This window comes from Aeromonas sp. 603757, from assembly GCF_049171255.1.
GTDB lineage: Bacteria > Pseudomonadota > Gammaproteobacteria > Enterobacterales > Aeromonadaceae > Aeromonas > Aeromonas veronii_A.
In genome coordinates this window covers 225,963-250,219 of record NZ_JAAKOE010000001.1, presented here as the reverse complement: position 1 = coordinate 250,219, position 24,257 = coordinate 225,963, and the positions used below count along the sequence as shown (strand labels likewise).

Genomic DNA, 24,257 nt, shown 5'->3' with positions numbered 1-24,257 from the left:
TGGCAAATCAACGTTGATCACCGAGAAGTCAGCGACCTGATCGCCATCATCTGGCCCCATCCACAGGCCGGATGTCCGCTTGACCCACTGCAGAAACCCGAGCGTTGCGTGATCACAGAAGCAATCCGCCCCCTGCAACCCCTAACACCGGCACATAAAAAAACGAGTAGCCAGCGGCCACTCGTTTTTGGCGGGTTTCCCCTTGGGGATTCAGGCGCCGTAGACAGCCAGAATATCGGTCACTCTGTTGCTCACGCTGTACCCGCGGGCTATGGTGTTGCGGGCCGCCTGACTCATTTTGCTGCGCACCACCCCATCGCTGCGCAGCCAGTAGTTGACCAGCTCCGCCATATCCCGCACATGGCCGGGCTCTACCAGCCAGCCATTGGATTTGTGGTCGATCAGATTGACCAGCCCCCCCACCGCAAAGGTACAGACCGGTATGCCGTGAGCCATTGCCTCAAGGGCCACCAGCGGCAACCCTTCAAAGCGGGAGGTGATGCAGAGCAGGTCGATGTTGTGCCACTCATTGGCCATGTTCTGGAAACCATGAAGCTGGACGCGATCACCATACTGCTGCAACAAAGCGCTTTTCATGGGGCCATCCCCGTAGAGATGAAACGCCCCATCCGGGCAGAAGGCGGCCAGCTGGCAGAACGCCTCCGGCCGCTTTTCCGGCGAGAGGCGGCCGACAAAGGCAATCCGGTTGCCAGTTACCGTAGCCGGCGTCGCAGGCATGGGAACAAAGTTGCTGATCACCGTGCTCGGCACAGGCAATTTGCGAGCGATGGGCTCGCTCACTGCAATACACTTCGCAAAACGCGCTGTGGTGCGATCCAGCCAGCTGTAAAACTTCAGCAAACCTTCCCCGTCATCCCCACTGTGAAAGGTCGAAACCACCGATTTGCCGGTGAACCAGGCCGTCAGCCGCCCCAGCACCCCGGCCTTGTAGCCGTGGGTATGGATCAGCACAGAGGCAGGCTGGCGGGCCAGACGGCGCATAAAATCGCGGCTGTTTTGGCACACCTCGTAGGGCAAGCCCTGTTGTTTGAGCAGGGTCGTAAAGGGGGTCATACCGTGGTTGCTCACAAGCACTATGGTGGGGCGAAATCCCCTGGCCAGCAGATCGTTGGCCAAGTGGATAATGTGAACTTCTATTCCACCGACCTGACGCGCATCGATGGCCAGCCAGATCTGCTGCATGGGTAACATAGGCACCTCCTTCCGTGGCTCCATGCCACCTTAAATGAGGCGCTGCATAGAGTGGGCCAGTCAGGCAAAGAGGGGCAGGATCAGGCGCCGGGACAGGCGACCAGCAGGAGGGTCATGTCATCGAGGGCGGCATCATTGATGCGCTCATCAAACCAGCGGGCGATGCGATGAGCCAGCTGTTCAAGACCGGGCCCCGAAGTCAGGCAGATCTCTTTTAGCTGCGACTCCCAGCGCTGGCGCTCTGCGGCATCACGGCTATCGAGCAGGCCGTCGGTCCAGAACAGCAGGATCTCGCCAGGCTTGAGCTGACGCTCATTGGTCACGAAGTGGGGATCCGGGCGCAAACCGGGCAAGGGGCCGGTCACGCCGACCTGACGGATGGTGCCGGGCCCGACCAGCCAGGGCGCCGGGTGGCCCGCGCTGGCCCACTGCACCCGCCCCTCGTTGCCGAGCTCAATACAGAGGGTGGTGAGCAGGGTAGCCCCGAGGAGCGGATCACTGTGAACCGCATTGGACAAGATGGTCAGCAAACGGGCGGGGGCGCGCTCCAGATCGTGCGCCGTCAGCAAACCGCGCAGATAACCGGCATAGGCATGGGCAAAGAACTTGGCTTCCGCATCGTGGCCCATCACATCCCCGAGCCACAGCACCCGATCCTTGACCAGCAGAAAGTCCCCGCCCCCCACGGTGGCCGCGCGGGTTTGCAACGCCAGCTGGTATCCCCCTATGGAGGTGGCAGGCAATAACGGGCGCAGCGCCGAGGTCATGCGCTGATCCAGCTGCTCGCCCCATTGCGACTTGAGCTGCTGCGAGCGTTGCAGCACCCGCGAAACCGCCAGCAACAGGTCCTGCTTGGTGATGGGTTTGACCAGAAAGTCATCGATCCCCAACGCCCCCGCCCGACTCTGGGTCCACTGATCCTGATGACCGGTCAGGAAGATAAAGGGCACCCCCTTCATCTTGGGATCCTTCATCAACTGCTGGCGCAGCCCAAAGCCATCGATCCCCTCCATCTCGATATCGGAGAGCACCAGCGCGGGGGGCTGCTTCCCGAGCGCCAGCAGGGCGGCATGGGAGTCGGCATAACTTTCAACCCGGTAGTGCTCATGGAGATAGGCGGTGAGCAGGGCACGCATCACCTTGTCATCATCGATCACCGCGATCACCGGCAGTTGGTTGACCGGGCCCTGCTGGCGAAGGGTCACGCGATTGCGCTCACCGTCGCGAGAGAAGTGCACCTCGGCAAACAGCTGGTGCACCAGCGCCAGCCCGTATCCCCCCTCCTGCAGCTCATCGGGTAACGGCGCACTGGCAAGACCGGGTTGCGGGCCGCCATCATCCTCCAGTATCAGACTCAAGCCCGTTTCATCCTCTTTTAGCGTGAGCCAGAGCCGGGTCGCGGGAGGAGCTGTGTGTTTGACGCTATTGGTCGCCAGCTCACTGAAACAGAGCAGCCAGTTGGCTTGATCCTTTGGGGAGACCTGAAACAGGGAGAGTCCCTGCGCCAGCCGGTTGCGCAGTTCGCGCACCGACTGCAGGGTTGCCGGAGCAGATCGCAACCAGTCATCCATATCGGGCCTCCATCAGCGGGCGATCAGATCCGGAAATTGAGCAAGGCACTGCGCCGGCACCAGCGCTTGAGCCATTCGGTCACCCGGTTGCTGGGCAGCCGGTTGAGTTCGCGCAGGATCTCGCTGGCCAGCCCCGGGTTGAGCTTGTCGTTATAGACAGCGCCAATCAGATTGGCCTCGGCACGGGTCAGTTTATCCACCGCACTTTGTACCACGGTCGTCGGCGTCACTCCCGCCAGCACCACCAGCAGTGCCCCTTCACAGGCCCCACACACCTGATCGGCCGGAATATTGCCCCGATTGAGGGCGGTGAGCGGCGAAGTGTCGAAGATCACCACGTCGTAATGCTCCAGCCAGCGAACCAGCAGCTGACGCAAGGTATCCTTGTTACGAAAAGCCATCAGATCCTTGCCCGGCGCCGGGAGCAGGGACAAGGAGCGGCCAGTGGCCACCGGCTCGGGCACATCATTGGGCCCCCAGGCAACCGCCGTGGCGCGGCCGGGATGATAGAGATTGAGATCCACCAGCAGGGTGCGCAGCCCATCCGCTTCCGAGCGCCTTGCCAGCGCATCGCAGATAGAGCTCACCCCTTCTCCCCCTTCCGACGAGGTGACCGCCAATGAGCGGATCCCCCGGGCGACCGTCGCCGCGTAGAGGGATTCGAGCTCCAGATATTGAATGGGGATGCTCATATCAAAGCGTCCCGACCAGGGCCACCACCGAGATCGTGGTCAGGATGTCGCGCATGCCATCCATGAAGATGGCCCAGTTGCTGCTTTTGCTATCAGGGATAAAGACGGTGTCCCCTGCACGCAGCACCGGCAACTGGCTAAAGTCGGGTTCTTTGGCAAAGCCGTCGAGATCGAAGCTGCGGGCCTGATCCCCCTGACCACTGGTAGCCATGTTGATCACCACAATCTTCTTGATATAGGCGCTGCTGGTCGGACCCCCTGCCTCTGCCAGCAGATCCAGCAGGGTCATGGAGGAGTCAAAACGGTAGCGACCCGGGCGGGCGATCGCTCCCAGCACCCGAATGGTGTTCTCCTTCGGCTCATCGAGCCAGGGGCGATTCTTCTCCGGCAGATAGATGGAGTCGCCGGGCAGCACCTTGGGCAGCAAGGTTTCATCGCCGGTTTCAAAGTAGAGGGCAAGATCGAGCTTGCTGACCCGCGCAGTGCTGCCACTGCGATGGGCGATGCGCACATTGCGCAGATCCGCCGCCGCAGTCGGGCCATCGGCGGCCGACAGGATGTCGATAAAGCCCATCTGCTCATTGAAGGCATAGCGACCGGGGGCCCCGACCTGACCGAAGATATAGATGGAACTGTCCGGTGACTGGCGCACCCACTGGGACTTGTTATCACTGGGATCGGTGGGCAGCTCGGGGATCATGATGGTGAATCCGGCCCGGATCTTCGGCAGGCTGGCCAGCGCCCCGCCCTGATGAAGGAACTTGTCGAGATCAAACAGGGTTGGCGTGGCCTGCCCCCCTTCGGCGGTCAGGATCTGCACCTTGGCGATATCGGCCCGCTCGTTGGGCCCTCCGGCGTGGGCAATCAGATCCAGCAGCGACATTTCGTCAGACCATTCATAACGGCCCGGGATCCGCACCGCCCCCATCACCATCACCGCCCGCCCGGGTGCCACTTTCAACCAGGACTTCTCGTTGATATCGGTTTTTTCCGGCACAAAGATGGCATCACCGGGTTTGACTTGGGGCAGCGCCTTTTGCATCCCTTCGGTATAGGCCTGCAAGTCGATGGGTTCGATCGTGCCATCGGTGCGCAGCAAACGGATCTGGCGACTCTCGGCATAGCGGGTCGGGCCGCCGGCATTGGCCAGAATATCGAGGAAGGAGTCCCCTTCCCGCCCCTCATAGGCGCCGGGTTTGAACACCTCGCCCATGATGTAGATGGTGCGTGCCCCCCGTTTTATCTGCTCTTCATCCTTGGGCACGAAGATGGTGGCGCCCGGCGCCAGATTAGGGAGCAGCTTGTTGTTGCCGGAGTCGAGATAGGCTTTGAGATCGAACAGCTCGGGGGCATCACCATTGATCACCCGGATCCGCTCCACCCCGGCAAAGCGGGTCACCCCACCGGCTCGCATCAGCAGATCCACGATGGAGTTGCCACTCTTGAAACTGAAGGCGCCGGGGCTGTTGACCTCGCCAAACACCTTGATCGCCTTGCCGGTATCGCCATCCCCGCCTGCCGCCAGGGTTGCCGCATCAAAATCAATCTGCACGTTGCCGATCAAAGGGGATGCTGGCACGAACACCACATCAAGGGATTGCAATGGCGGCAACACGCTGGCATCGCCGGTATCGAGATAACGCTTGTAGTCAAAGCTCGAGACCGTGCTGCCGCGCCGTACCTGCATATTGTTGAGCTGGGCACCGGGCACCAGACCGCCAGCAGCATCGAGGGCCATCTGCACGTTGCCATCGGGCGCCAGATCATAACTGCCGGGTTTTTTGACATAGCCCATCACGCTGATCAGCAGCCGCTTCTCCAGCAAGGTGACGGTCAATTGAGAGAGGTTGTTGTAAACAGGTTTGAGGGCGGTGCGGATCAGTTCATCCGCCTGTTGCAGGGTCTTCCCCCCCACCACGACGTTGCCAACTTCAGGCAGTGCAATCTCCCCCTGCTTGTTGATCTGGAAAGGCTGATCAAAAGCAGGCTCACCGGGTTGCACTATGGCCAGCCGATCACCGGGAGCCAACAAGGTGGAGGCCAGTAACGGGCAGGTGAACAACAGCAAGAGAACACAGATCAATCCTTCGAGAGCGCCCCGTTTCATAGACATCCTTTTCGTCTGTTACGTCTGCCCCCATTGGCGTAAGGGGAGCCCTGACCAATCAGCACGACAGCCATCCGCTGTTGTCTGTTGCAGCCGCAAACGTACTTGTTGTAGTGATTGTGCCAACACGGTCTGACGCCAGGCTACATCCGACCAGAGCCGTCCGTGCATATCCCGTTCGATATCAATACGTTGAGATTGTAGTCGTTTCAACTCGGCAGGCATACACCCCTGCAGACTCGCTTGCTTTAATTCCATCAGCTGCAAGTCGAGTTCCTTCTGACGCTCATCATAACGAGACCAGACCCGCCGTTCATCCTCATTGACCGGAATACGGGTGGGTCTTGCCTCGGCCATGCCGCCATACCCCTGTGGCGGCCACTGCACACAACCCGACAGCAGAATGGACGAGAGCAGGATACCAAAGCGTTTCATGATGCAGCGGCCATCATGCCACGGGAACGCATATAGGCCTTGATGCTCTCATGGCAGGGGATCACCCGGTCGATATGCAGCATCTCCAGCAGGTCATGGGGTTGACCGGGTCCGCAGACAAGGGCCATCTGATGCCCGTTCATAATCAATCTTTTATAGAGAAATACCAAGGCTCCGATCCCCGATGAGTCGATAAAATGAACATCGCTGATATCGGCCAGGATATCTCCCGGGTGGGTCGAGAGGGTTTCAAACAACGGGCGGAGCTCACTGACGGCCATCGCGTCAAACTCGTTTTCCAGTACCACTACCTGGATATCATTAAGGGTGTAAGTCATGCTTTCCATCGCTAGCTCCTTGTCGATTCTCAGACTATTTGCTGTCACGGCATTCAGCACGTTGCAAATGTTATGCCGGGCAGTGCCACGGCTCTTGTTCTCCAAATGATACTCTTTGCGCCTTATTCGCCGACACCCACGCCTCGTTTTGATTGCCAAATTGCAATTAACCTCCCCCGCACGTTGCAAACTGCAATTCACCTGGGCCGAGATCGCCCGATAAGAGGCTAAATGACTGATAATTCAAGCCCATTACACCGGGCCCGATTATTGCTTGCCCTTAGACACAGCTCACAAGCCACCGTTGGCCCGGCACCCATGCCGCCATTTTCCAGGAAGGAGAGATCATGAAAGCAGGCCTTTACATCGCACCGCTGCTGGCAGCCCTTTGCGGCACCGCATACGCAGCCCCCTCCCCTGACAGCGCCGTGTTGAAGGTTGAAGGCGCCATCAGCAGCCCCACTCATCAGGCTCTGGCTCTGTGGGACAGCGCCATGCTGGATCAACTGCCGGTACACGAAATCAAAACCCATACCCCCTGGTATGACGAAGCCAAGACTTTTCGCGGCCCGCTGCTGCAAGATGTATTGGCCAAGGTCGGGGCTACCGGCAAACAGCTCACCATTACCGCGCTCAATGACTACTCGGTACAGGTGCCGACAAGCGATGCCGAGCAGTATCGGGTCATCCTCGCCCGCACGATCAATGGCAAGCCACTGTCGGTGCGCGACAAAGGGCCGCTGTTCCTTGTCTATCCGTTTGATCAATATCCCGAACTGCAAAACAAGCTCTATTACGGTCGGGCTATCTGGCAGATCAGTGCGATAAAAGTGGAGTAAATCCCATCATGCGTTCCATGGCGGCCAGTCAACGTTTCTTGTTTGTGGTGCTCTGCGTGCTGCTCCTTGCCTTTGCCGGTATTGGTACCATCCAGTACCGGCAATTTCAGGATCTGCAGCGCAGTACCAGCCAGGGCGAAGACAACGTGATGTGGAACTATTTCCAGCTCTATAACGAAGCGCTGCGTTTTCAAAGCTCGCTGCTCCATGAGTCGCAACCGACCTTCCAGCTCAGATACGATATTCTGGTCAGCCGCATGGATCTGGTGCTGGAGAGCAAGGATCGCAGCCTGCTTCAGCAAACAGAGATCTACCAGCAGGCAAGCAAAGCCATTCGATCCTACATCTCTCTGGCGGATATCTGGCTCGGCCCGGAAGCCACCAAGCCGCTCGACAATCTAGCCCATCAGGAGCTGCGCCAACAGCTTGCCTCCCTGCTCCCCCTGCTCCATCAGCTGACTCTGGAGGTGAACCAGCAGGCGACCCTGTTTGATGTGGCGCGTCGCGACAGCGTGAGGGAGCAGATCATCACGACGACACTCATCGCGACCCTGCAGTTTGCGCTGCTCTTTGTGCTCGCCCTGCTGATCTGGCGGCAAATGAATATCTCGTTTCTGCAGCACAAACTGATGCAGCAGCTCAATGACAAACTGCTGCGGGCAAATCAGGCGGCAGAGGCAGGCACAAGAGCCAAAAGCAGCTTTTTGGCCAACATGAGCCATGAAATTCGCACCCCCATGAATGGCATTCTCGGCATGCTCTCACTGCTGGCCGACCGGGATATGGATCCGAGGGAGCGAGACTATCTGGAGACGGCGCGCGAATCGGCAAACCATCTGCTCGGTCTGCTCAACGACATTCTGGATGTATCCAAGCTGGAAGAGGGCAAGATCGAGCTGCAACTGGCCCCCCATCACTTGCCCCAGCTGCTGGAGGATATCCGGGCCCTGATGCAGAGCAACTGCGATGCAAAAGGGATCAAGCTGACCCTGGCTGTTGCCCCCGATACGCCGGAGTGGTTGATGATCGACCCGCTGAGGGTGCGCCAGATCCTCTTCAACCTGGTGAGCAATGCCATCAAGTTCACCCATCAGGGGGAAGTAAAGATCCATGTTGATAGCACCCTGTTGGAGCAGGATCGCCACTCGATACGCATCTCGATCCAGGACACCGGGATCGGCATGAGCAAAAGTCAGCTAAAGAACCTGTTTCAACGTTTCGCCCAGGCGGATGTCTCGATCACCCGCCAATATGGCGGATCTGGCCTGGGACTTGAAATATCCCGTAACCTCGCACGTCTGATGGGCGGCGATATCTCGGTAGAGAGCAGCGAGGGACATGGCAGTACTTTTACCTACATCTGGCCCGCCAGAGCCACGATCCCCTCGATTGTTTGCCTGCCGTCCAAGCCGCTGGATCAGGAGAGCTATCGCATCTTGCTGGTTGATGACAATGCCACCAACCGCAAGGTGATCGGCGCCATGCTCGACTCCGTGGGCCATCAGGTCACACTGGCCGTTCAGGGAGAAGAGGCGCTGGAGAAACTGGGTCACACCGAATTTGATCTGGTGTTGATGGATGTCCAGATGCCAGTGATGGATGGTCTGGTGGCCACCACCCGGATCCGCACCTCCCAAATGCCTTGGGCAGATATTCCTATCATCGCCCTGACGGCGGATGCGATGCCGGAATCCAAGCAATACTATCTTTCCCATGGCATGAACGGGTATATCACCAAGCCCATCAATAAAGAGACGCTGCTAAGCGAGATAAACAGACATATTTCCCATGGTCGGCTTAAATACAACGCAGCCATGCGTGTCACCAAGCAATAAAACCGCGGATTCCGGACTACTGATTGCTCATCTGGGGCCACATTGTCGTCTGCAGGCAACTGCATGGGCTTGGGTCTGAAACGCATACAAGCAAACAGCTTGGCCACCTTTTTGCGTGCCCAAAGCTTGTCTCGGGTATGCAGGGATTTTTTGATCTCTTTGCGGCGACCACAGGGGAGCGTGGTGACTTTTCGGTAATACCAGATGCCGTGGGGACTGAGCCAGAGATTCATCGATGAGCTCCTCGTCGTCCACACAAAGTGGATGACCAAGGGCTTTAGGAAGCTAACTTATTGAATTATAGAAACAAGTGGTGGCCCTACCAGCCACATCCCGGCACTCGAGTCCCCCGCCTTGGCTGCTACCTTCCGGTCCTGACCAGGTCGACGGGTTATCAATGCGAGCCCAAATAAATCAGGCACTTGGGGATGGAACTGATTGCCATCAACAAGATTTCTAAAATCAAGATGTAACAACTAACCCGACCAAAGTAATCCACATGAAGTGGAGTAGCTATAGGGGCAATTGAGGAGCCCATGATAACTGCCCTCCCCTAATGCTTCAAGCCAATGAAGAACAGACGTAGTAAGCCAACGTAAAACAGCGCCACAGGTGAAAGAAAAGCGGGTAATAGAAGCTCACTGGAAATCCAGTAGTTGGCCTTTGGCTCTGGTATCTAAGGGATGTTGTGAAGAGGATCAAGTAACGATGAGAGACCTTTCAGCATAATAAGCTCCATAGTGAATCGGAGACTTTTATGCGTATTTTAAGTGCTAGCTTATTTTCCCTTCTTGTCGTGTTTGGATTGCCTATTGCTGCCGCATCTGAAGATTCAGAAGAGTGCATTCAAGCAAGAGAAGAGGCTGAGAGTGCGGCAGACGTTCTTGCAACAGCAGCGAGCTCATTACATTCATGCGCAACAAATCTGGATCTTGAAAATGACTGTTCGTATGAGATGAGTAATGCGCAAAGTGCACATTCTGATTATGAATCTAGTGTTGCTGATGTCAGCAGTTACTGTGAATAACTTACCATTCTTAGAGACACCTGCATTCCAAACAAATACTGTTCAATAAACTGCCAGAAAAACTCGTTCCAGCTTAGACCAACTTGGCATTTCCCCAGCTTGTACAGATCTGGTCTTCATTAGACCTCCCTCTATTCCAGCAGGAATGGGGAGATCCCCAAAGTATGGAGATCACCGAGTTTGAGGGGGGGGGCTGATAGGTATCTTATAGATAAGATTATTGGGATAGTCTTTATTGGTAATCATCACTAGCCAGAGCAGGCATTCATTCCCAATGAGCAAACGATGTCAGATCTGATAGAAGGTCTGGTAGATAATACTTTTTTGATAATCATCCCAGACCAAGATCGATGGGTTCAGACTATCCCTGTAAACTCAAGCCTATGCTGCCTGACACTCCGACCAGACCGAGGAGTGATCTGACGGATTACTAAATAATGTCAGACTATTTCCAGTTGGCCCCCTTCCGATTTGTTCCCCAAGTTCTAGCTTAGCAAGGTAGTAGTCGATTGATTTACTCGCACTAATAGCAGCATTAGCTAGCTGACTCACGTATTGCTTGCTGACAGTGTCTGCCATTCGAGACTCGAGGAACGCCTTCACATTGGCATTGGTCAGCGTGGGGAAAGCCATGAGTAGCTTGATGATGAGTGTTGTATTTAATGGTTTTCCTGTGTACTTCTCGGAATTGTTCAACCTTGCAGCTCCAACAATCACATCATTGCACCAGCTTGGCAACTCGTAGATAGACGGGACTTTAAAAGGTAGCAGCAACCCATCTTCCAACGGGAGAGAAGTGCTATAGCGGTAAAGCCATTGGCGGACAAAGCGATTATCGTGGGTAAATACTGGACGGCCACGCTTAGGGGTAGCGATGGAATTAGTCAGTTCGGTCATTCAGTTTTCTCTGGTTTGGTTGGTTTATCTCATGGGCTGTTCTCCATTGGTCAGGGTTTATTGGAAGGCAATTTTACAAAGGAAGGATCACGAGGACAAGCTGGCAGGCTGTCCAAAAACAGGGGCGGTAAGAAAGAGGGTCGATAGATTTGTTCTCTCCTATGGTCAGGGTTTATTCAAATCAGCCAAGCATCGGACAGGTGATAGGCTGCCAGTGGATAGAGGCATCGACAGGAAGCCATCTCAATGATCCTCTGTGATTATCCATGGCCAGCACCTAAGCTACCCCATAGGCCAGTTATGCGATTGCTCAGAGATCGTTTGGTGCGTGTAGTGGTCAACTCATGGTGGAAGATTGAATGAGGAAGCAGAGCGAGAGGAACCTGACTCCTCTTGATGTCTATAGGTTACTCGGATAGTTCCCCGCTCTCTCGCGCCTTCTTCAGCACTCGCATGACGGTAGCTCGTGACATACCAGTCATCTCCACAATGTCCCCCACTGACACGCCATTGCGCCTGAGGTCAACCATGACTTTGTGCTTGGCAACATCAGCTGTGCTTCCCCTGTACTTGCCCGCCTCCTTAGCCTTGGCAATGCCTTCAGCTTGTCGCCTTCTGCGATCCTCATAGTCTTTCCGAGCAAAGGCAGCAAGAAGTTCAAGCATCATCAGGTTCACCGCCCCAAGGATCCTATGAGTCATGTCTGCGGCTCCAACCTGTCCCTTGTCCATAGCTCCCCAAGAGGTGGGTAGATCCAAAGCGACTATACGCACCCCAGCATCTTCAACGGCTCGTTTGAGTTGCTGCCATTCGGATTCAACTAGACGACTCAGGCGATCCACTTGCTCCAGCAGCAAGACATCTCCAGGTTGAGCGTCAGCCAGCAGACGGGTCAACTCGGGACGCTCCAAGTGTGCGCCAGATACGTTCTCCGCATACCACGCTGCTACTGTATGGCCTCGCTCTTGGGCAAAGTCTGCAAGTGTCTGACGTGCCCGTTGTGCATCTTGTTCTTGTGTACTGGCCCGCAGGTATGCCCTCACAAACATCTTTTCTCCTTGTCTCTCAGTCGTAATGTCAGTGCCGATCATTCATCAGTCATGTCTCAATCAAGTAGGCTCACTATAGTTGTCTCATTGAAGTAGGGTCAATGATTTTTTTATCACTTATTGGGGCACATAAACTATGTATCGTTGATGTATACCCCATTGATACATGCGTGAGACCAGCGCCGACAAGGCACCAAGGTGGACAGAAGGACAGGCAGAAGATGAAGGGGGACCGGTGAGTGAGTGCCAGCAGGACAACGGCAAGGCAACAGCAGAGAGGCAGCCGATTAGACTCAGGGCTACCGTTGTTAGGACTGTGGGACAGCAGCAGTGCCTGAATGAGCGAGGACAGCCTAGGGCAGATCTCGGTGCTCTTCCCGAAACGTATTGGTGCCAATTTTTGCAAAAATTTCAGGGGATGCATGAATGTTGGCGGTTCGGTGACAATGGCATGAACTGCTCCAGAATTCATAAAAACACGTTCACATGAAGTTAGAGGCTGTCATTCAAATCCCACCCTGGGTTGCAGAACAGAGCCAAAAGACTCGCTAACACGCTTTGGGAACAATGCCCAACTCTCCCCATTGCTTGCCCTGCCCTACGTATAGGACTGGCGGCCAGCTCTAGGGACAGGACGGATAGGATGGCGGCAGATAGTAGCAGGATGTTGAACAGAGGGGGGGGCACGGGGGGAACTGGGGATGACGCTTCATCCTTATAAGTAGATTCACATTTTTAGCTATTTTTGCCCCCCACAGGTACCCACCAGTCACCAGGGGCCCCACCCGATCTGTAATTCCATCTGCACATGCCATACAGTGCCAGGGACTACTCACACTAGGGATGGAGATTTCAGGGATGAAAAAAGCAGCATTAGCGTTGCTCTTGGCTGGGCTCTGTTTTGGTGAAACTACAGCCCAAGCAAAAGACTGGGAAAACACACCAAGTGCAGAGGTTAAACAAGCAGCAGAGCAGGGAGATGCCGATGCACAGGTAGCTCTTGGCTGGTTGTACTACGACGGTAAAGGAGTTGCACAGGATTATAAACAAGCTGTGAGCTGGTTCCGAATTGCAGCGGAACAGGGAGATGCGAATAAACAATACAACCTTGGACAACTTTTCGAGCTCGGTCTCGGGGGGATAGCAGAGGATTATAAGCAGGCCGAGTTTTGGTACCGTAGAGCTGCGGAGCAGGGAGATGCCAATGCGCAGCTAGCTCTTGGCTGGCTGTACTACAACGGTAAAGGAGTTGCGCAGGACTATAAACAGGCTGAGGTTTGGTTTCGGAAAGCAGTAGCACAGGACTCCGCTGGCGGACAGTTTGGTCTCGGGTTATTGTTCTTTGAAGGTAAAGGGGTCATACAGGATTATAAACAGGCTCAAACTTTTCTCCACAAGGCAGCAGTGAAAGAAGTTGCTCGCGCACAGTATTATCTCGGTTGGCTGTACTACGAAGGTAGAGGGGTCCCACAGGACTACAAGCAGGCTGGGGTTTGGTTCCAGAAAGCAGCATCTAAAGGGGTTGCCGACGCACAGTATGTACTCGGGCTGTGGTGCATCGAAGGAAAATACTATAAGCAGGCTGTTGATTGGTTTCGCAAGGCAGCAGAGCAGGGGTTCGTTGATGCACAGCTCAAACTTGGGGAAATGTACCTTAGTGGGAACGGTGGGTTACCTCAAGATTACAAACTCGCTTCGATTTGGTTCCGTAAGGCGGCAGAACAAGGAAATCCAACAGCTCAAAACAACCTCGGAGTTATGTATGAACGTGGAGATGGTCTGCCACAGGATTACAAAATGTCGTATGTATGGTATTCCGTGGCTGCAGCTAATGGATACTCCGCAGCTGTTGCATTTCGGAACAACGCAGCCAAGGAGTTGAGCCCAACGGTATTATCAGATGCACAGACACTAGCTGGTCAGTATTTTGAGAAGTACCAGCCAAAGCAGTGACCACTTCGACTGGTGCAAACTAAAGGGTTCCCTACTATCGGTGGATTGAAACGAGTATTTATTAACAATCGCGTCCGTATTGATAACCTGTAGGATTTCCGAGCTAAACAGCGACCAACTCAGCTATTTTTTGCGCAACAATTGACATTGTATCCTCTCCAGTATCCAAACCGCTTCGTGAGGCAAGCAAGGGGCTGACATTACGGAGGGCGTCATACGTTGTGTTATGCACTATTGGGACTAGCTGGTTACTCGCCAAGAGAGCCGAAAGCTCCTTATCTGCAACGCCCTCATTGGGAAGCCTCTTCAGCAGTGCAGGGGTAACCAACACAAGCCCAATTCGTGAATTTGCCAACCCCTTGTCGATAGCACGCATCATAGGAACGCCCAAGGCAAGGTCCTTCTCACTGAACCAGACTTTGACACCTGCAGCCTCAAGTAAGTCGTGCAGCTCTTTGGCGACTCCTTGTCGGTCATCCCATGCATGGCACAGAAATACATCACGAAGGTCAGGCTGTTGGACTGCTCGAGCTTCAACAGTCTCACGGATTGGTGTAAGTGACTGTACTTGGGCATACGTGTACACCACAGGTGAGCTAGCTCGCGACCAGCGCGGTTTTGTGCTGTTAGACCCGCTACTACCAGACCTACTGCTACTACCCGATGAGGGAAATGACGGGATGGTATAAGGAATGTAGTCAGTGTAGCCACTGTATCCTCCATAACGGCCACCACATGCGGGGCAATCTGCTGCTGCGGCAGCTGACCTATGTCCACGTACTGGAGCTGTACATCTAGCCATTTTGCAATTCTCCCTATCAAGTTGGATTACGTTGTTTAGCTTCAATGCTAGTAATTGCCTAGATTTCAATAACCTAGAATCATCAGCGTTGTTTTCTACTAAACCACGTTTATAACCCAAATGGGGCTTCACCTCAATTGATTCAGGAGTTAATAGTGTTTTGTGAAATTGTTCATAGAGCCTGTTCAATGGAAGCTTGTAACTTCTCGACGGCTACTCCACCACCGTACCTGTCGTAACTGATGGCACCATTGGTATGCCCCAAGATCGCCGCCGCATACTGTAACGGCACTCCATGATCCTTCAACGCTGTTGCCACGGTATGCCGCAGGCTGTGGAAGTCTTTGTCTACAGGACGATGACGACTGAACCACTGCCCCCAAAGATGGCTGTAACCGTCTTGTCGATGCGGTAGCTCAGGGAACAACCGTCCCCCTGCCCTTTCCTGCACAAAGTCGATAAAGCCACCGGCAATCAGCGAGGAGTGAATAGGGATCAGGCGGGCACTGTTGGCCGTCTTGAGCTTCTGGTCTGGGCGGTTGTCTCTGATGTTCAGGCACCACACCTTGTCGACCTGCTGCACATCGTCCACGTACAACTGGCAGATCTCATTGGCTCTCGCTCCGGTATACAGACCGAGCAACGTTATCCACTTGCGGTATGGATCCTGCTGCTTCGCCCACTGGATCAACCGCTGTTTCTCCGCAGATGTGTACCCACTGCGAACATTGACCTCTTTGACCCGTTGTAACTTGAGCCCAGCGAAGTGATTCACGATACCCTCGTGGTGATTACCCAGCCAGACGAACAGCAAAGAGAGCTTCTGGAGATACTTGTTGATAGTCGTCGGACTCTTGCCTGAGTTCAGCAATTCGTCTTTGAACTTGACCACATCGGCCTTGCTGTACGCGGTTGGAGATCTATCTCCCAGCACTTTGATGAAGTAGCCAATGTAGTTCTTCTGGTTACTGAGCTCTTTTGGTGCCCAGGATAGGGCCTTCTCTTTCAGATAACGCTCACTGAGTTCTGAGAGTGCAGGGGATGAAATGGCAGAAAGAGTCGCAGAGACAGCCTTAGGGGCAGGATTGGCCGCTGAGAGTGTCTGTTGCGGTAGCTGCTGAGGCTCTGGCAGGTAGTTTGGCTGAGGTTCTGACTGGACAGCCTCTGGTTTTACCCGAGAACGCGCACAGGCAAGCATCTTAGCCACCTGTTCACGAGCGACCAGCTTGTCTCGAGTACGGAGAGATTTCTTGATGTCTTTGCGGCGACCACAGGGGAGCACTGTCACCTTGCGGTAGTACCAGATACCTTGAGGACTGAGCCAGAGATTCACAGAGAAGACTCCTGATTCATCCACATAAAGTGGATTACCAAGAGGTCTTAAGGGGGCTATTAGCTGTAACTTATTGATTTACAAAAACAAGTGGTGGCCCTACCAGCCACATCCCGGCACTCGAGTCCCCCGCCTTGGCTGCTACCTTCCGGTCCTGACCAGGTCGACGGGTTATCAATGCGAGAGGACCAATAGGACCACCGGCGAGGAGAATAGGCAAACTGGGCGTTCAATGCAACGGCTTTCTACCCTCCAACAGATCGTTTGCCTTATTTTTCAACAATCTGCCGAATGAATCAGCTAAACAGCATAAATTTCGCCCCCACCAGCAGCATCAGCAGGGCAAAGGCCTGCTTGAGGCGTGTGGGTGACAGGCGGTGTGCCAGCTTGGCGCCAATGCGTGCGAACTGGGTACTGGTCAGCACAATGCCCAGCAGGGCGGGCAGATAGATGTAGCCCACACTCCACTCGGGCAGATCGGCATGACCCCAACCCGCATAGAGGTAGCTGAGGCTCCCCGCCAGCGCGATGGGCATGCTGCAGGCTGCAGAGGCTGCTACCGCATTGCGCATTGGCACCGAGTTCCAGCTCAGATAAGGGACCGTGAGCGAGCCACCGCCAATACCAAACAGGGCTGACATCCAGCCAATGATGGTACCGGCGATGCCTGTGCCGAGCGGACCCGGCATATGGCGTTCCGCTTTGGGTTTAAGGTTGAGCCCCATCTGCAGCGCCATGCTCCAGGCGAAACAACCGATGATGATATTGAGGGTGCTGGTGCTAAGCAGATTGGCCGTCATACCACCGAGCCAGGCACCAACCAACATACCAGCCCCCAATCTGCGGATTATCACCCAGTCGACGGCGCCCGCCTCCCGGTGGGCCCGCAGCGAGCTGAATCCGGTAAAGATCATGGTGGGCAACGAGGTGCCGAGGGCCAGATGGGTAATGATTTCAGGGTCGATGCCCTGGGCGCGAAAGGTCATGACCAGCACGGGGACAATGATAAGACCGCCGCCGATCCCGAACAGTCCCGCCAGCATACCGGCAAAGGCGCCCAGCAGGAGGTAACCCATAAACAGCATAAAAATTCCTGTGTTAAACAAAAACTGGCCAACACGGCCGGGCAACAGTGGATATCTGCATGAAAAAAAAGAGATGGCGCGAGGGCCATCTCTTCATTGTGCCGGTTAGTGCAGTGGAATGGTACCGTCCATCACCTTGTAGAAGGCCAGCACGGCACAGCCGAGCAGGGCCGCCGTCATCCCCTGCTCCAACCGGTTAAGGCCGCGCAAACCGTGATGCTGACGTGCCTTCCAGTAGATGAAGATGCCCGGACTATAGAGCAGCGCCACCAGCAACAGGTACTCCACACCGGCAGCGTAGACCAGCCAGCAGCCGTAAACCGTCGCCACCAGGGCCAGCAGCAGGTCACGCTTGCGCTGATGAGGTTGACCCTGATAGGTCTCCCCTTTCAATGCCAGCTTCAGGCCATAAGCGCCCGAAAAGACGTAAGGCACCAGCGCCGCCGAGGTGGCGATGTTGACCAGCGCCAGATAGGTGCTGCTCTGGAAGTAGATGATGATCAGGAAGATCTGCACCAGACAGGTAGAGCACCAGAGGGACACCTGCGGCGAGCCGTTCTTGTTCTCCTTGGCAAACCAGCCCGGGAACACGCCTGTTTTGCCTGCGATGTAAGGTACTTCAGCGGCCAGCACTGTCCAGCTCAGCAAGGCTCCCATCACCGATACAACCAGACCGATATTGATAAGCCAGGCACCCCAGGGGCCGACCACGGCTTCGAGGATCATGGCGGTAGAGGGGTTCTTGAGCGCCGCCAGTTGCGGCTGGCTCATGACACCCAGCGAGAACAGGGTCACCATCACATAGAGTGTCAGGGCGCCGAGCAGCGCCAGCACGGTGGCACGGCCCACATCCTTGCGATGACGGGCACGGGCAGAGACCACCACGGCCCCTTCAATCCCGATAAAGACCCAGAGGGTCACCTTCATGGTGGACTTGACTTGATCCATCACGGAGCCCAGCTCCATGTTGTTCTGGCCCCAGATATCCAGAGTGAAGGTATCCATGTTGAAGGCCAGCAGGATCGCAACACAGAAGACGATGAGCGGCACCATCTTGGCGATGGTGGTGACGATATTCACCAGCGCAGCAACCTGTACCCCGCGCAGCACCAGCGCATGCACCGACCAGATCAGGATGGAGGCCAGCGTGATGGCCACCGGCGTATTGCCGTCACCGAAGATGACGTTGTCCGGCGTATCGAAGAAGTAGCTCAGGGCGCTGAACACCACGATGGCGTAAGAGACGTTGGCCAGCAGTTGGCAGAGCCAGTAACCCCAAGCGGCGTTGAAACCGATGAAATCGCCGAAACCGGCTTTGGCATAGCTGAAGATACCGCCATCGAGATCGGGGCGGCGCATGGAGAGGTTCTGATAGACTAGCGCGAGACAGATCATGCCAAGACCGGTGATGGCCCAACCCAGGGCGACCGCCCCGGCACTGGCATGCGCAGCAATGTTTTGTGGCAGACTGAAGACCCCGGCGCCGACCATGGAGCCGATCACCAGCGAAATGAGGGCGCCCAGCCCTAGTTTCTTGTCCATTTCAATCCTGTTTATTTAGGCGGCGGCAGAGCGTCCGTATTCATACTGCGCGCAATATGGGAGGGGCTGGGAATCCTGACCCCGTGAAAAAGGCGGCAACTATATTGCATGACTATTCCGACCGCAATCCCTCGTCCCGTCAATCATGCACCGCCTTGACCGCGCGCAATTTTACAGCACTGACCCATATGGCCTGTGAGCTGGCTCAAATTAACCAAGACCCATTGATATTTCTCATTTTTCTGCCAACACAACCTGACTCGCATGGTTCCTATGCATCGCCATTCAGGCACTCTCTGTATAAATAATCTGCATAAAAAAGCCCCGGTGGAAACACCGGGGCCCATTATGTAAATCCCTATAAACGCAAACCGCCATCCAGTTCTATCATCCTTCCCGACAGATAGTCGTTGGCAAAAATAAAGCTCACCGTCTCGGCCAGCTGTTGCGCCTCGCCAAGGGTGCCGACCGGAATGGCCTGCCGCATCCGCGCCATCGCCTCCGGCTTCATCGCCGCCGTCATGTCGGTGGCAAACACCCCGGGGGCAATCCCCATCACCCGAATGCCATGGCGCGCCAACTCCCGCGCCCAGGTCACCACCAGCGAGGCAACCCCCGCCTTGCTGGCGGCATAGTTGCTCTGGCCAATATTGCCAGCGCGGGCGATGGAGGAGATGTTGATGATGACGCCCCCCTGCCCCCCTTGCGCCATCAGCGCCGCTCCCTCGCGACCGCAGAGGAAGGTACCTGTGAGGTTGACGTCAATCACGCTCTGCCACTGGGCCAGCGTCATCTTCTCCACCAGCTCACCCTCTTTCACCTTGATCAGCATGCCATCGCGTAAAATGCCGGCGCAGTTGATAAGACCGTGCAGCACGCCAAAACGCTCCTTGATGCCAGCAAAAACCGACTCAACCTCGGCTTCGCTCGCCACATTGCAGACAAACAGCTCGCACTGGCTATCTTGATCGCACTGATCATTCTGACTGCGCACCAGGGCTGCGGTCGCCTCCAGATCGGCGCGATTGATGTCGAGCAGCGCCAGCGTCGCCCCCTGTGCGCCCAGGGCCAGCGCAATGGCCCGTCCCAAGCCACGTCCAGCGCCGGTAATAACGATGACCTTATCTTTGATATCCATCAATGCTCCTTGTAGCGGTCGAAGGGAGATGCCTTGAAGAGAGGTGGCCCGTCAGGCGGGATCCTGTTTATCCAGATAGAGTTCGACGATGCTGGAGAAATCACGGCTCCCCTGCCCCTGAGCAGCATGCAGGTTGAACAGGTTACGGGCGAGCGCCCCCATCGGCACAGCGCTGTGGCCATGCTCGGCCAGCGCCATGGCCAGCCCCAAATCTTTCACCATCAGACGGGTCATAAAGCCCCCCTGATAGTTGCGGGCGGCAGGGACATTCTCCATCACCCCGGGCCAGGGGTTGTAGCGCTCCAGACTCCAGTTGTTGCCGGAGCTCTTGCCCATGATGGTGGAGAGCACGGCGGGATCCAGTCCCTCCTTCACCCCGAGGGCCAGCGCCTCGGCGGTACCCGCCATATGGATCGCAAGCAGCATGTTGTTGCACATCTTGGCGATCTGCCCGGCACCCAGCGCCCCGGCGTGAAACAGGTTCTGCCCCATGCAGGCGAGCAGAGGTTTTGCCGACTCGAAATCCGCCCTATCGCCGCCAACGATAAAGGTGAGCGTCCCGGCGGCCGCACCGGCGACACCGCCCGATACGGGGGCATCAATAAAGCGCAAACCGCGTGCGCGGGCCGCCTCCCCGACCTGACGGGCAGAGTCGACATCTATGGTGGAGCAGTCGATCACCAGTGCACCAACCGGCAGGGCTGCCAGCAGATCCTGCCCCTCAGACAACCAAAGGTCGCGCACATGCTCCCCCGCAGGTAGCATGCTGATCACCACCTCGCAGCCGGTCACCGCCTCACGGGCATCCCCCGCGGCGATGCAGCCAGCGGCGATAGCGCGCTCAATGTTTTGGGCAACCAGATCAAACACCTGCACCCTGTGCCCGGCCCTGGCCAGATTGGCCGCCATGGGCCCCCCCATGTTGCCGAGCCCGATAAACCCTATCCTTGTCATCCCGCTTGCTCCTTGCGTTGCTGATGGCGGCGTGCGCCGGTTGCCAAGATGTTATTCCTTGCAGGCCAACGGATTGCGCCCCTGCGGCCAGCGATAGAACTCGTCCAGCCACTCCCCCTCCGGTGGCAACTGTTGCCAGCGGGGATCTTTATCCTTGTCGATCAGCAGTGCCCGTACCCCTTCCACAAAATCCCCCTTCAGCACGCAGTTGACCGAGAGGGTCAGCTCCTCGGCAAATACCTCTGCCAGTGAGTTGCGGCGAGCCTGCCAATATTGACGCCACAAAATGGCGCGGCTGATGGGGCTGCCGGTGCGGCAGAGCTGCTGCGCCTGCTGGAGTACCGTCTCCTGTTCATCGAACTGAGCTTCGAACAACCGCGCCAATACCCCTTGCAGCGTGCGCCCCGCCAGCAGGACATCGATTTTCTGTTGATGGGGTAGCAATACTGGCGCTGGCAAGCGGGCCGCTACCTCACGGTGCAATCCCCTGAGCAGCAGATCGATCTGCTCACGGGGCTCACCACTAGCAGCCCAGTCGAGCACGGCGAGGCGTGACAACAGCGCACTGCGCTCGCCACTGGCGATAGCGTGATCCGCCAGCCCAAGACCGATGGCATCACTCCCGTTGAAGCGGGCGCCAGTCAGACCGAGCCAGAGCCCCAGCCGCCCCGGCATCCGGCTTAAAAACCAGCTTGCTCCCACGTCGGGGTAGAGGCCTATGGTCACCTCCGGCATGGCGAACAGGCTCTTTTCGGTCACCACCCGAAAATCGGCTCCGGCAAACAGGCCAATACCGCCCCCCATGCAGATACCGTCCGCCACGCAGATCAGGGGCTTGCGGTAAGAGTGGATGTGGTGGTCGAGCCGGTACTCCTGCTCGAAAAAGTCGCGGGCATATTCGAACAGTTCCGCCTCGCTCGCCTCCTGCTTGCGGTAATAGAAGGAGCGGATATCGCCACCGGCACAAAATGCCTTCTCACCCGCTCCCTGCAGCAGCACACAGACGATGGCGGGATCCTGCTCCCAACGGGTCAGCGTCTGTTGCAGGAGCTGGATCATCGGCAGGCTCAATGCGTTGAGAGACGATGGGCTATCGAGGGTCAACACCCCGACCTGATGGCCATCTTCGGTGGGATAACAGCTAACCTTGACCGGCTCACTCATAAACGGCTCCGTATGGATTTATTCTGTTGGGCCATATTGCCAGCGCGGTAAGCGTTTCTCCAGGAAGGCGGCCACCCCTTCACGCTGGTTGGCATCGCTAAAGAGATCGAGAAACAGCGCTCGCTCAAGGGGCAAGGCGGCATCCCGTGGGCCACTGCGCCCCTGATTGATCAGGGTTTTGCAGGCGCGCAGGGCGCTCGGGCTCTGGCGCTCCACCAGATGGGCCATCTGGTGCGCCGCCTCCCACGCCTGACCGGTTTTCACCACCTCCTCCACCAGCCCCATCTCGTAGGCCAGCGAGGCACTCACCTTCTCACCGCAGAGGATCATCCGCTTGGCCCAGCCCGGCCCCACCAGCTCGGTCAAACGCTGGGTGCCACCGGCACAGGGAAGCAAGCCCACCGAGGCTTCCGGCAGTCCCAGCAACGCCTGCTGCTCGGCGATGCGGATATCACAGGCCAGCGCCACTTCCAGGCCACCGCCCATGGCATAACCATTGATGGCGGCGATACTGACGCCGTGAAAACGGGCCAGCGCCTCGAAGGCCTTGCCAAAGGCCTCGGCTACTTCACGGGCCAGCTCGACATTCCCCTCGACAAACATATTGAGGTCGGCACCGGCGCAGAAAAATTTGTCGCCCGCACCACGGATCACCAGCGCCACCACGTCGGGACGACTGTCGAGCTCCACCATCATCTGCAAAAAGGCCTGCAGGCTGGCGAGGGTCCAGGTGTTGGCAGGGGGATGGTCGAGGGTGATATAGGCCACGTGGCCATGATATTCGAGTCTGATCCTTGTCATAGCATTGTCCTTGTCGATGAAGCTGCCGCCATGATGACAGGCTTGAATGACACCAACCTGTGGCTGGCTCACAAAGCCGAAACCGGCATGGCATGGTGCAAATCGGGTGGCAGGCAACACACCCTTGATGCGACCACCGGTTAGCCCAGCGACAAACCGGGATCGGCCAGCATGCGGCGCGCGATGATGAGTCGCATCATCTCGTTGGTGCCCTCCAGAATGCGGTGTACCCGTGTATCGCGCAGATAGCGCTCGAGCGGATACTCGCGGATATAACCATAGCCGCCAAAGAGTTGCAGAGCCTCATCACAGATTCGATAACCCACATCGGTGGCAAACCGTTTGGCCATGGCACACCAGGCACTCTTGTCCGGTGCCCCGCGATCCAGCTTGTCGGCGGCCTGACGTACCAGCAAACGGGCGGCAGCCAGCTCGGTCGCCATATCGGCCAGGCGAAACTGCACGCTCTGGAATTCGCTGATCGGGTGACCAAATTGCTGGCGCTGCTGCACATAAGCCAGCGCATCGTCCAGCGCCTGCTGGGCGGTGCCCACCGAACAGGTGGCAATATTGATGCGCCCCCCATCGAGGGCCTGCATGGCGAACTTGAACCCTTCCCCCTCCTCACCCAACCGGTAGCGGGCGGGAATACGCACCCTGTTGAAAACAACCTCCCGGGTCGGCTGGCTGTTCCAGCCCATCTTCTCTTCTGCCTTGCCATAGCTCACGCCGGGGGCATTAGCCGGCACCATAAAGGCAGAGATCCCCTTCGCACCTTCACCACCGGTACGGGCCATCACCACCAGCACATTGCTGCTGCCTGCTCCCGAGATAAAGACCTTGGTTCCCTCGATGAGGTAGCTGTCACCCTCACGCACCGCCCGGGTCTTGAGTGCCGCAGCATCGGAACCCGCCCCCGGCTCGGTGAGGCAATAGGAGCCCAGCAATTCGCCGCTAGCCAGTTTGGGCACCCACTCCTTGGCAACCTCGGTGGGCAACCAACTACCCAGCATCCAGCTCACCATGTTGTGAATGGTCAGATACGCAGTAGTCGAGGTACAGCCCATGGCAAGACGCTCGAAGATGAGGCTCGCATCGAGGCGCGGCAGCCCCAATCCGCCAAACTGCTCCGGAGTATAGAGACCACAAAAACCTAGCTCGGCCGCCTGCTTGATGGTCGGGATCGGAAACTCATGCTCCTTGTCCCAGCGCGCGGCATGGGGTTTGAGCGCCTCATCGGCAAAGGCGGCGGCCGCCTCCACATACGCCTGTTGATCATCGGTCAGGGTAAAATCCATCTTGTCGTTCGCTCCCTTGTTGTCCCGCGCTTATTTTCCTGAGTTAGCGCTTTATGACGCGGCGCCCACACACTGGTCATTCGGATCTGCCACTATGGCGCTGTTGTCGTGGTAGCTGATGACGCTCTCACTACCACCTATCTATCGACACACAACAGATTAACAATTGATTTACGTTTACGCTA

The 24,257-nt window shown here is 56.6% G+C and carries 21 protein-coding genes and 2 other RNA genes; 4 read left to right on the top strand and 19 right to left on the bottom strand.

Features of this window, described 5'->3' with window-relative positions; translation table 11 throughout:
- Nucleotides 1-210: 210 nt before the first annotated feature.
- The 6 genes from G5332_RS01040 to G5332_RS01015 all read right to left on the bottom strand — a co-directional run bounded on the left by G5332_RS01040 (nt 211) and on the right by G5332_RS01015 (nt 6,364).
- A complete protein-coding gene (locus tag G5332_RS01040; protein ID WP_421311035.1) occupies nt 211-1,212 on the bottom strand; it encodes a glycosyltransferase family 4 protein in 1,002 nt (333 codons plus the stop codon).
- 80 nt (nt 1,213-1,292) lie between these two features.
- Nucleotides 1,293-2,783 (bottom strand): SpoIIE family protein phosphatase, encoded by a 1,491-nt coding sequence (locus G5332_RS01035; protein ID WP_421293531.1) that lies wholly within the window; start codon nt 2,781-2,783, stop codon nt 1,293-1,295.
- Between the two features lie 23 nt (nt 2,784-2,806).
- Nucleotides 2,807-3,475 (bottom strand): tyrosine-protein kinase family protein, encoded by a 669-nt coding sequence (locus G5332_RS01030; RefSeq protein WP_005360129.1) that lies wholly within the window; start codon nt 3,473-3,475, stop codon nt 2,807-2,809.
- Between the two features lies 1 nt (nt 3,476).
- The gene (locus G5332_RS01025; protein WP_005360128.1) at nt 3,477-5,582 is read right to left on the bottom strand and encodes an SLBB domain-containing protein; all 2,106 of its coding nucleotides are present in this window, start codon (nt 5,580-5,582) and stop codon (nt 3,477-3,479) included.
- Nucleotides 5,583-5,600: 18 nt separating this feature from the next.
- Complete coding sequence (locus G5332_RS01020) at nt 5,601-6,017, bottom strand: hypothetical protein (protein WP_421311034.1); 417 nt, start codon at nt 6,015-6,017, stop codon at nt 5,601-5,603.
- A complete protein-coding gene (locus G5332_RS01015; protein WP_005333409.1) occupies nt 6,014-6,364 on the bottom strand; it encodes an STAS domain-containing protein in 351 nt (116 codons plus the stop codon). Before G5332_RS01015 ends, G5332_RS01020 begins: the two co-directional genes overlap by 4 nt.
- Before the next feature lie 338 nt (nt 6,365-6,702).
- Between G5332_RS01015 and G5332_RS01010 the strand changes: the two genes are divergently transcribed.
- Both G5332_RS01010 and G5332_RS01005 read left to right on the top strand, forming a co-directional pair.
- On the top strand, nt 6,703-7,194 hold the full coding sequence (locus tag G5332_RS01010; RefSeq protein WP_005351410.1) for a molybdopterin-dependent oxidoreductase: 492 nt from the start codon (nt 6,703-6,705) through the stop codon (nt 7,192-7,194).
- Nucleotides 7,195-7,202: 8 nt separating this feature from the next.
- Nucleotides 7,203-9,029 carry an ATP-binding protein gene (locus G5332_RS01005; protein WP_216977570.1) on the top strand — a complete coding sequence of 609 codons (1,827 nt, stop codon included), beginning with the start codon at nt 7,203-7,205 and terminating at the stop codon, nt 9,027-9,029.
- Between the two features lie 317 nt (nt 9,030-9,346).
- On the opposite strand, the gene ffs (G5332_RS01000) is transcribed toward G5332_RS01005, so the two are convergent.
- Nucleotides 9,347-9,440: signal recognition particle sRNA small type (gene ffs, locus G5332_RS01000), an RNA gene on the bottom strand.
- A gap of 346 nt (nt 9,441-9,786) precedes the next feature.
- Between ffs (G5332_RS01000) and G5332_RS00995 the strand changes: the two genes are divergently transcribed.
- Nucleotides 9,787-10,056 carry a hypothetical protein gene (locus G5332_RS00995; protein WP_421259072.1) on the top strand — a complete coding sequence of 90 codons (270 nt, stop codon included), beginning with the start codon at nt 9,787-9,789 and terminating at the stop codon, nt 10,054-10,056.
- Nucleotides 10,057-10,437: 381 nt separating this feature from the next.
- On the opposite strand, the gene G5332_RS00990 is transcribed toward G5332_RS00995, so the two are convergent.
- Complete coding sequence (locus G5332_RS00990; protein ID WP_182963760.1) at nt 10,438-10,953, bottom strand: hypothetical protein; 516 nt, start codon at nt 10,951-10,953, stop codon at nt 10,438-10,440.
- Between the two features lie 407 nt (nt 10,954-11,360).
- Complete coding sequence (locus G5332_RS00985; RefSeq protein WP_421311033.1) at nt 11,361-12,002, bottom strand: recombinase family protein; 642 nt, start codon at nt 12,000-12,002, stop codon at nt 11,361-11,363.
- An 858-nt stretch (nt 12,003-12,860) separates the two neighbouring features.
- Here G5332_RS00985 and G5332_RS00980 point away from each other — a divergent pair.
- Nucleotides 12,861-13,955 carry a tetratricopeptide repeat protein gene (locus G5332_RS00980; protein WP_274437383.1) on the top strand — a complete coding sequence of 365 codons (1,095 nt, stop codon included), beginning with the start codon at nt 12,861-12,863 and terminating at the stop codon, nt 13,953-13,955.
- A gap of 103 nt (nt 13,956-14,058) precedes the next feature.
- On the opposite strand, the gene G5332_RS00975 is transcribed toward G5332_RS00980, so the two are convergent.
- The 10 genes from G5332_RS00975 to G5332_RS00930 form a co-directional block, all read right to left on the bottom strand.
- Nucleotides 14,059-14,757: a toll/interleukin-1 receptor domain-containing protein gene (locus G5332_RS00975; RefSeq protein ID WP_167556551.1), complete on the bottom strand. Its 699-nt coding sequence runs from the start codon at nt 14,755-14,757 to the stop codon at nt 14,059-14,061.
- Between the two features lie 172 nt (nt 14,758-14,929).
- On the bottom strand, nt 14,930-16,090 hold the full coding sequence (locus tag G5332_RS00970; protein WP_331484719.1) for a site-specific integrase: 1,161 nt from the start codon (nt 16,088-16,090) through the stop codon (nt 14,930-14,932).
- 97 nt (nt 16,091-16,187) lie between these two features.
- Nucleotides 16,188-16,284, bottom strand: an RNA gene (ffs, locus tag G5332_RS00965) — signal recognition particle sRNA small type.
- Between the two features lie 102 nt (nt 16,285-16,386).
- Complete coding sequence (locus G5332_RS00960) at nt 16,387-17,175, bottom strand: sulfite exporter TauE/SafE family protein (protein ID WP_421172156.1); 789 nt, start codon at nt 17,173-17,175, stop codon at nt 16,387-16,389.
- 105 nt (nt 17,176-17,280) lie between these two features.
- Nucleotides 17,281-18,717 (bottom strand): arginine-ornithine antiporter, encoded by a 1,437-nt coding sequence (arcD, locus tag G5332_RS00955; RefSeq protein WP_005336921.1) that lies wholly within the window; start codon nt 18,715-18,717, stop codon nt 17,281-17,283.
- A gap of 358 nt (nt 18,718-19,075) precedes the next feature.
- Nucleotides 19,076-19,855: an SDR family oxidoreductase gene (locus G5332_RS00950; RefSeq protein ID WP_421172157.1), complete on the bottom strand. Its 780-nt coding sequence runs from the start codon at nt 19,853-19,855 to the stop codon at nt 19,076-19,078.
- 51 nt (nt 19,856-19,906) lie between these two features.
- The gene (gene mmsB / locus G5332_RS00945) at nt 19,907-20,809 is read right to left on the bottom strand and encodes a 3-hydroxyisobutyrate dehydrogenase (protein ID WP_201953309.1); all 903 of its coding nucleotides are present in this window, start codon (nt 20,807-20,809) and stop codon (nt 19,907-19,909) included.
- Between the two features lie 51 nt (nt 20,810-20,860).
- Nucleotides 20,861-21,973 carry an enoyl-CoA hydratase/isomerase family protein gene (locus tag G5332_RS00940; protein ID WP_421172158.1) on the bottom strand — a complete coding sequence of 371 codons (1,113 nt, stop codon included), beginning with the start codon at nt 21,971-21,973 and terminating at the stop codon, nt 20,861-20,863.
- A gap of 18 nt (nt 21,974-21,991) precedes the next feature.
- On the bottom strand, nt 21,992-22,774 hold the full coding sequence (locus tag G5332_RS00935) for an enoyl-CoA hydratase (protein ID WP_005345131.1): 783 nt from the start codon (nt 22,772-22,774) through the stop codon (nt 21,992-21,994).
- 140 nt (nt 22,775-22,914) lie between these two features.
- On the bottom strand, nt 22,915-24,072 hold the full coding sequence (locus G5332_RS00930) for an acyl-CoA dehydrogenase family protein (RefSeq protein WP_421172159.1): 1,158 nt from the start codon (nt 24,070-24,072) through the stop codon (nt 22,915-22,917).
- Nucleotides 24,073-24,257: the final 185 nt, after the last annotated feature.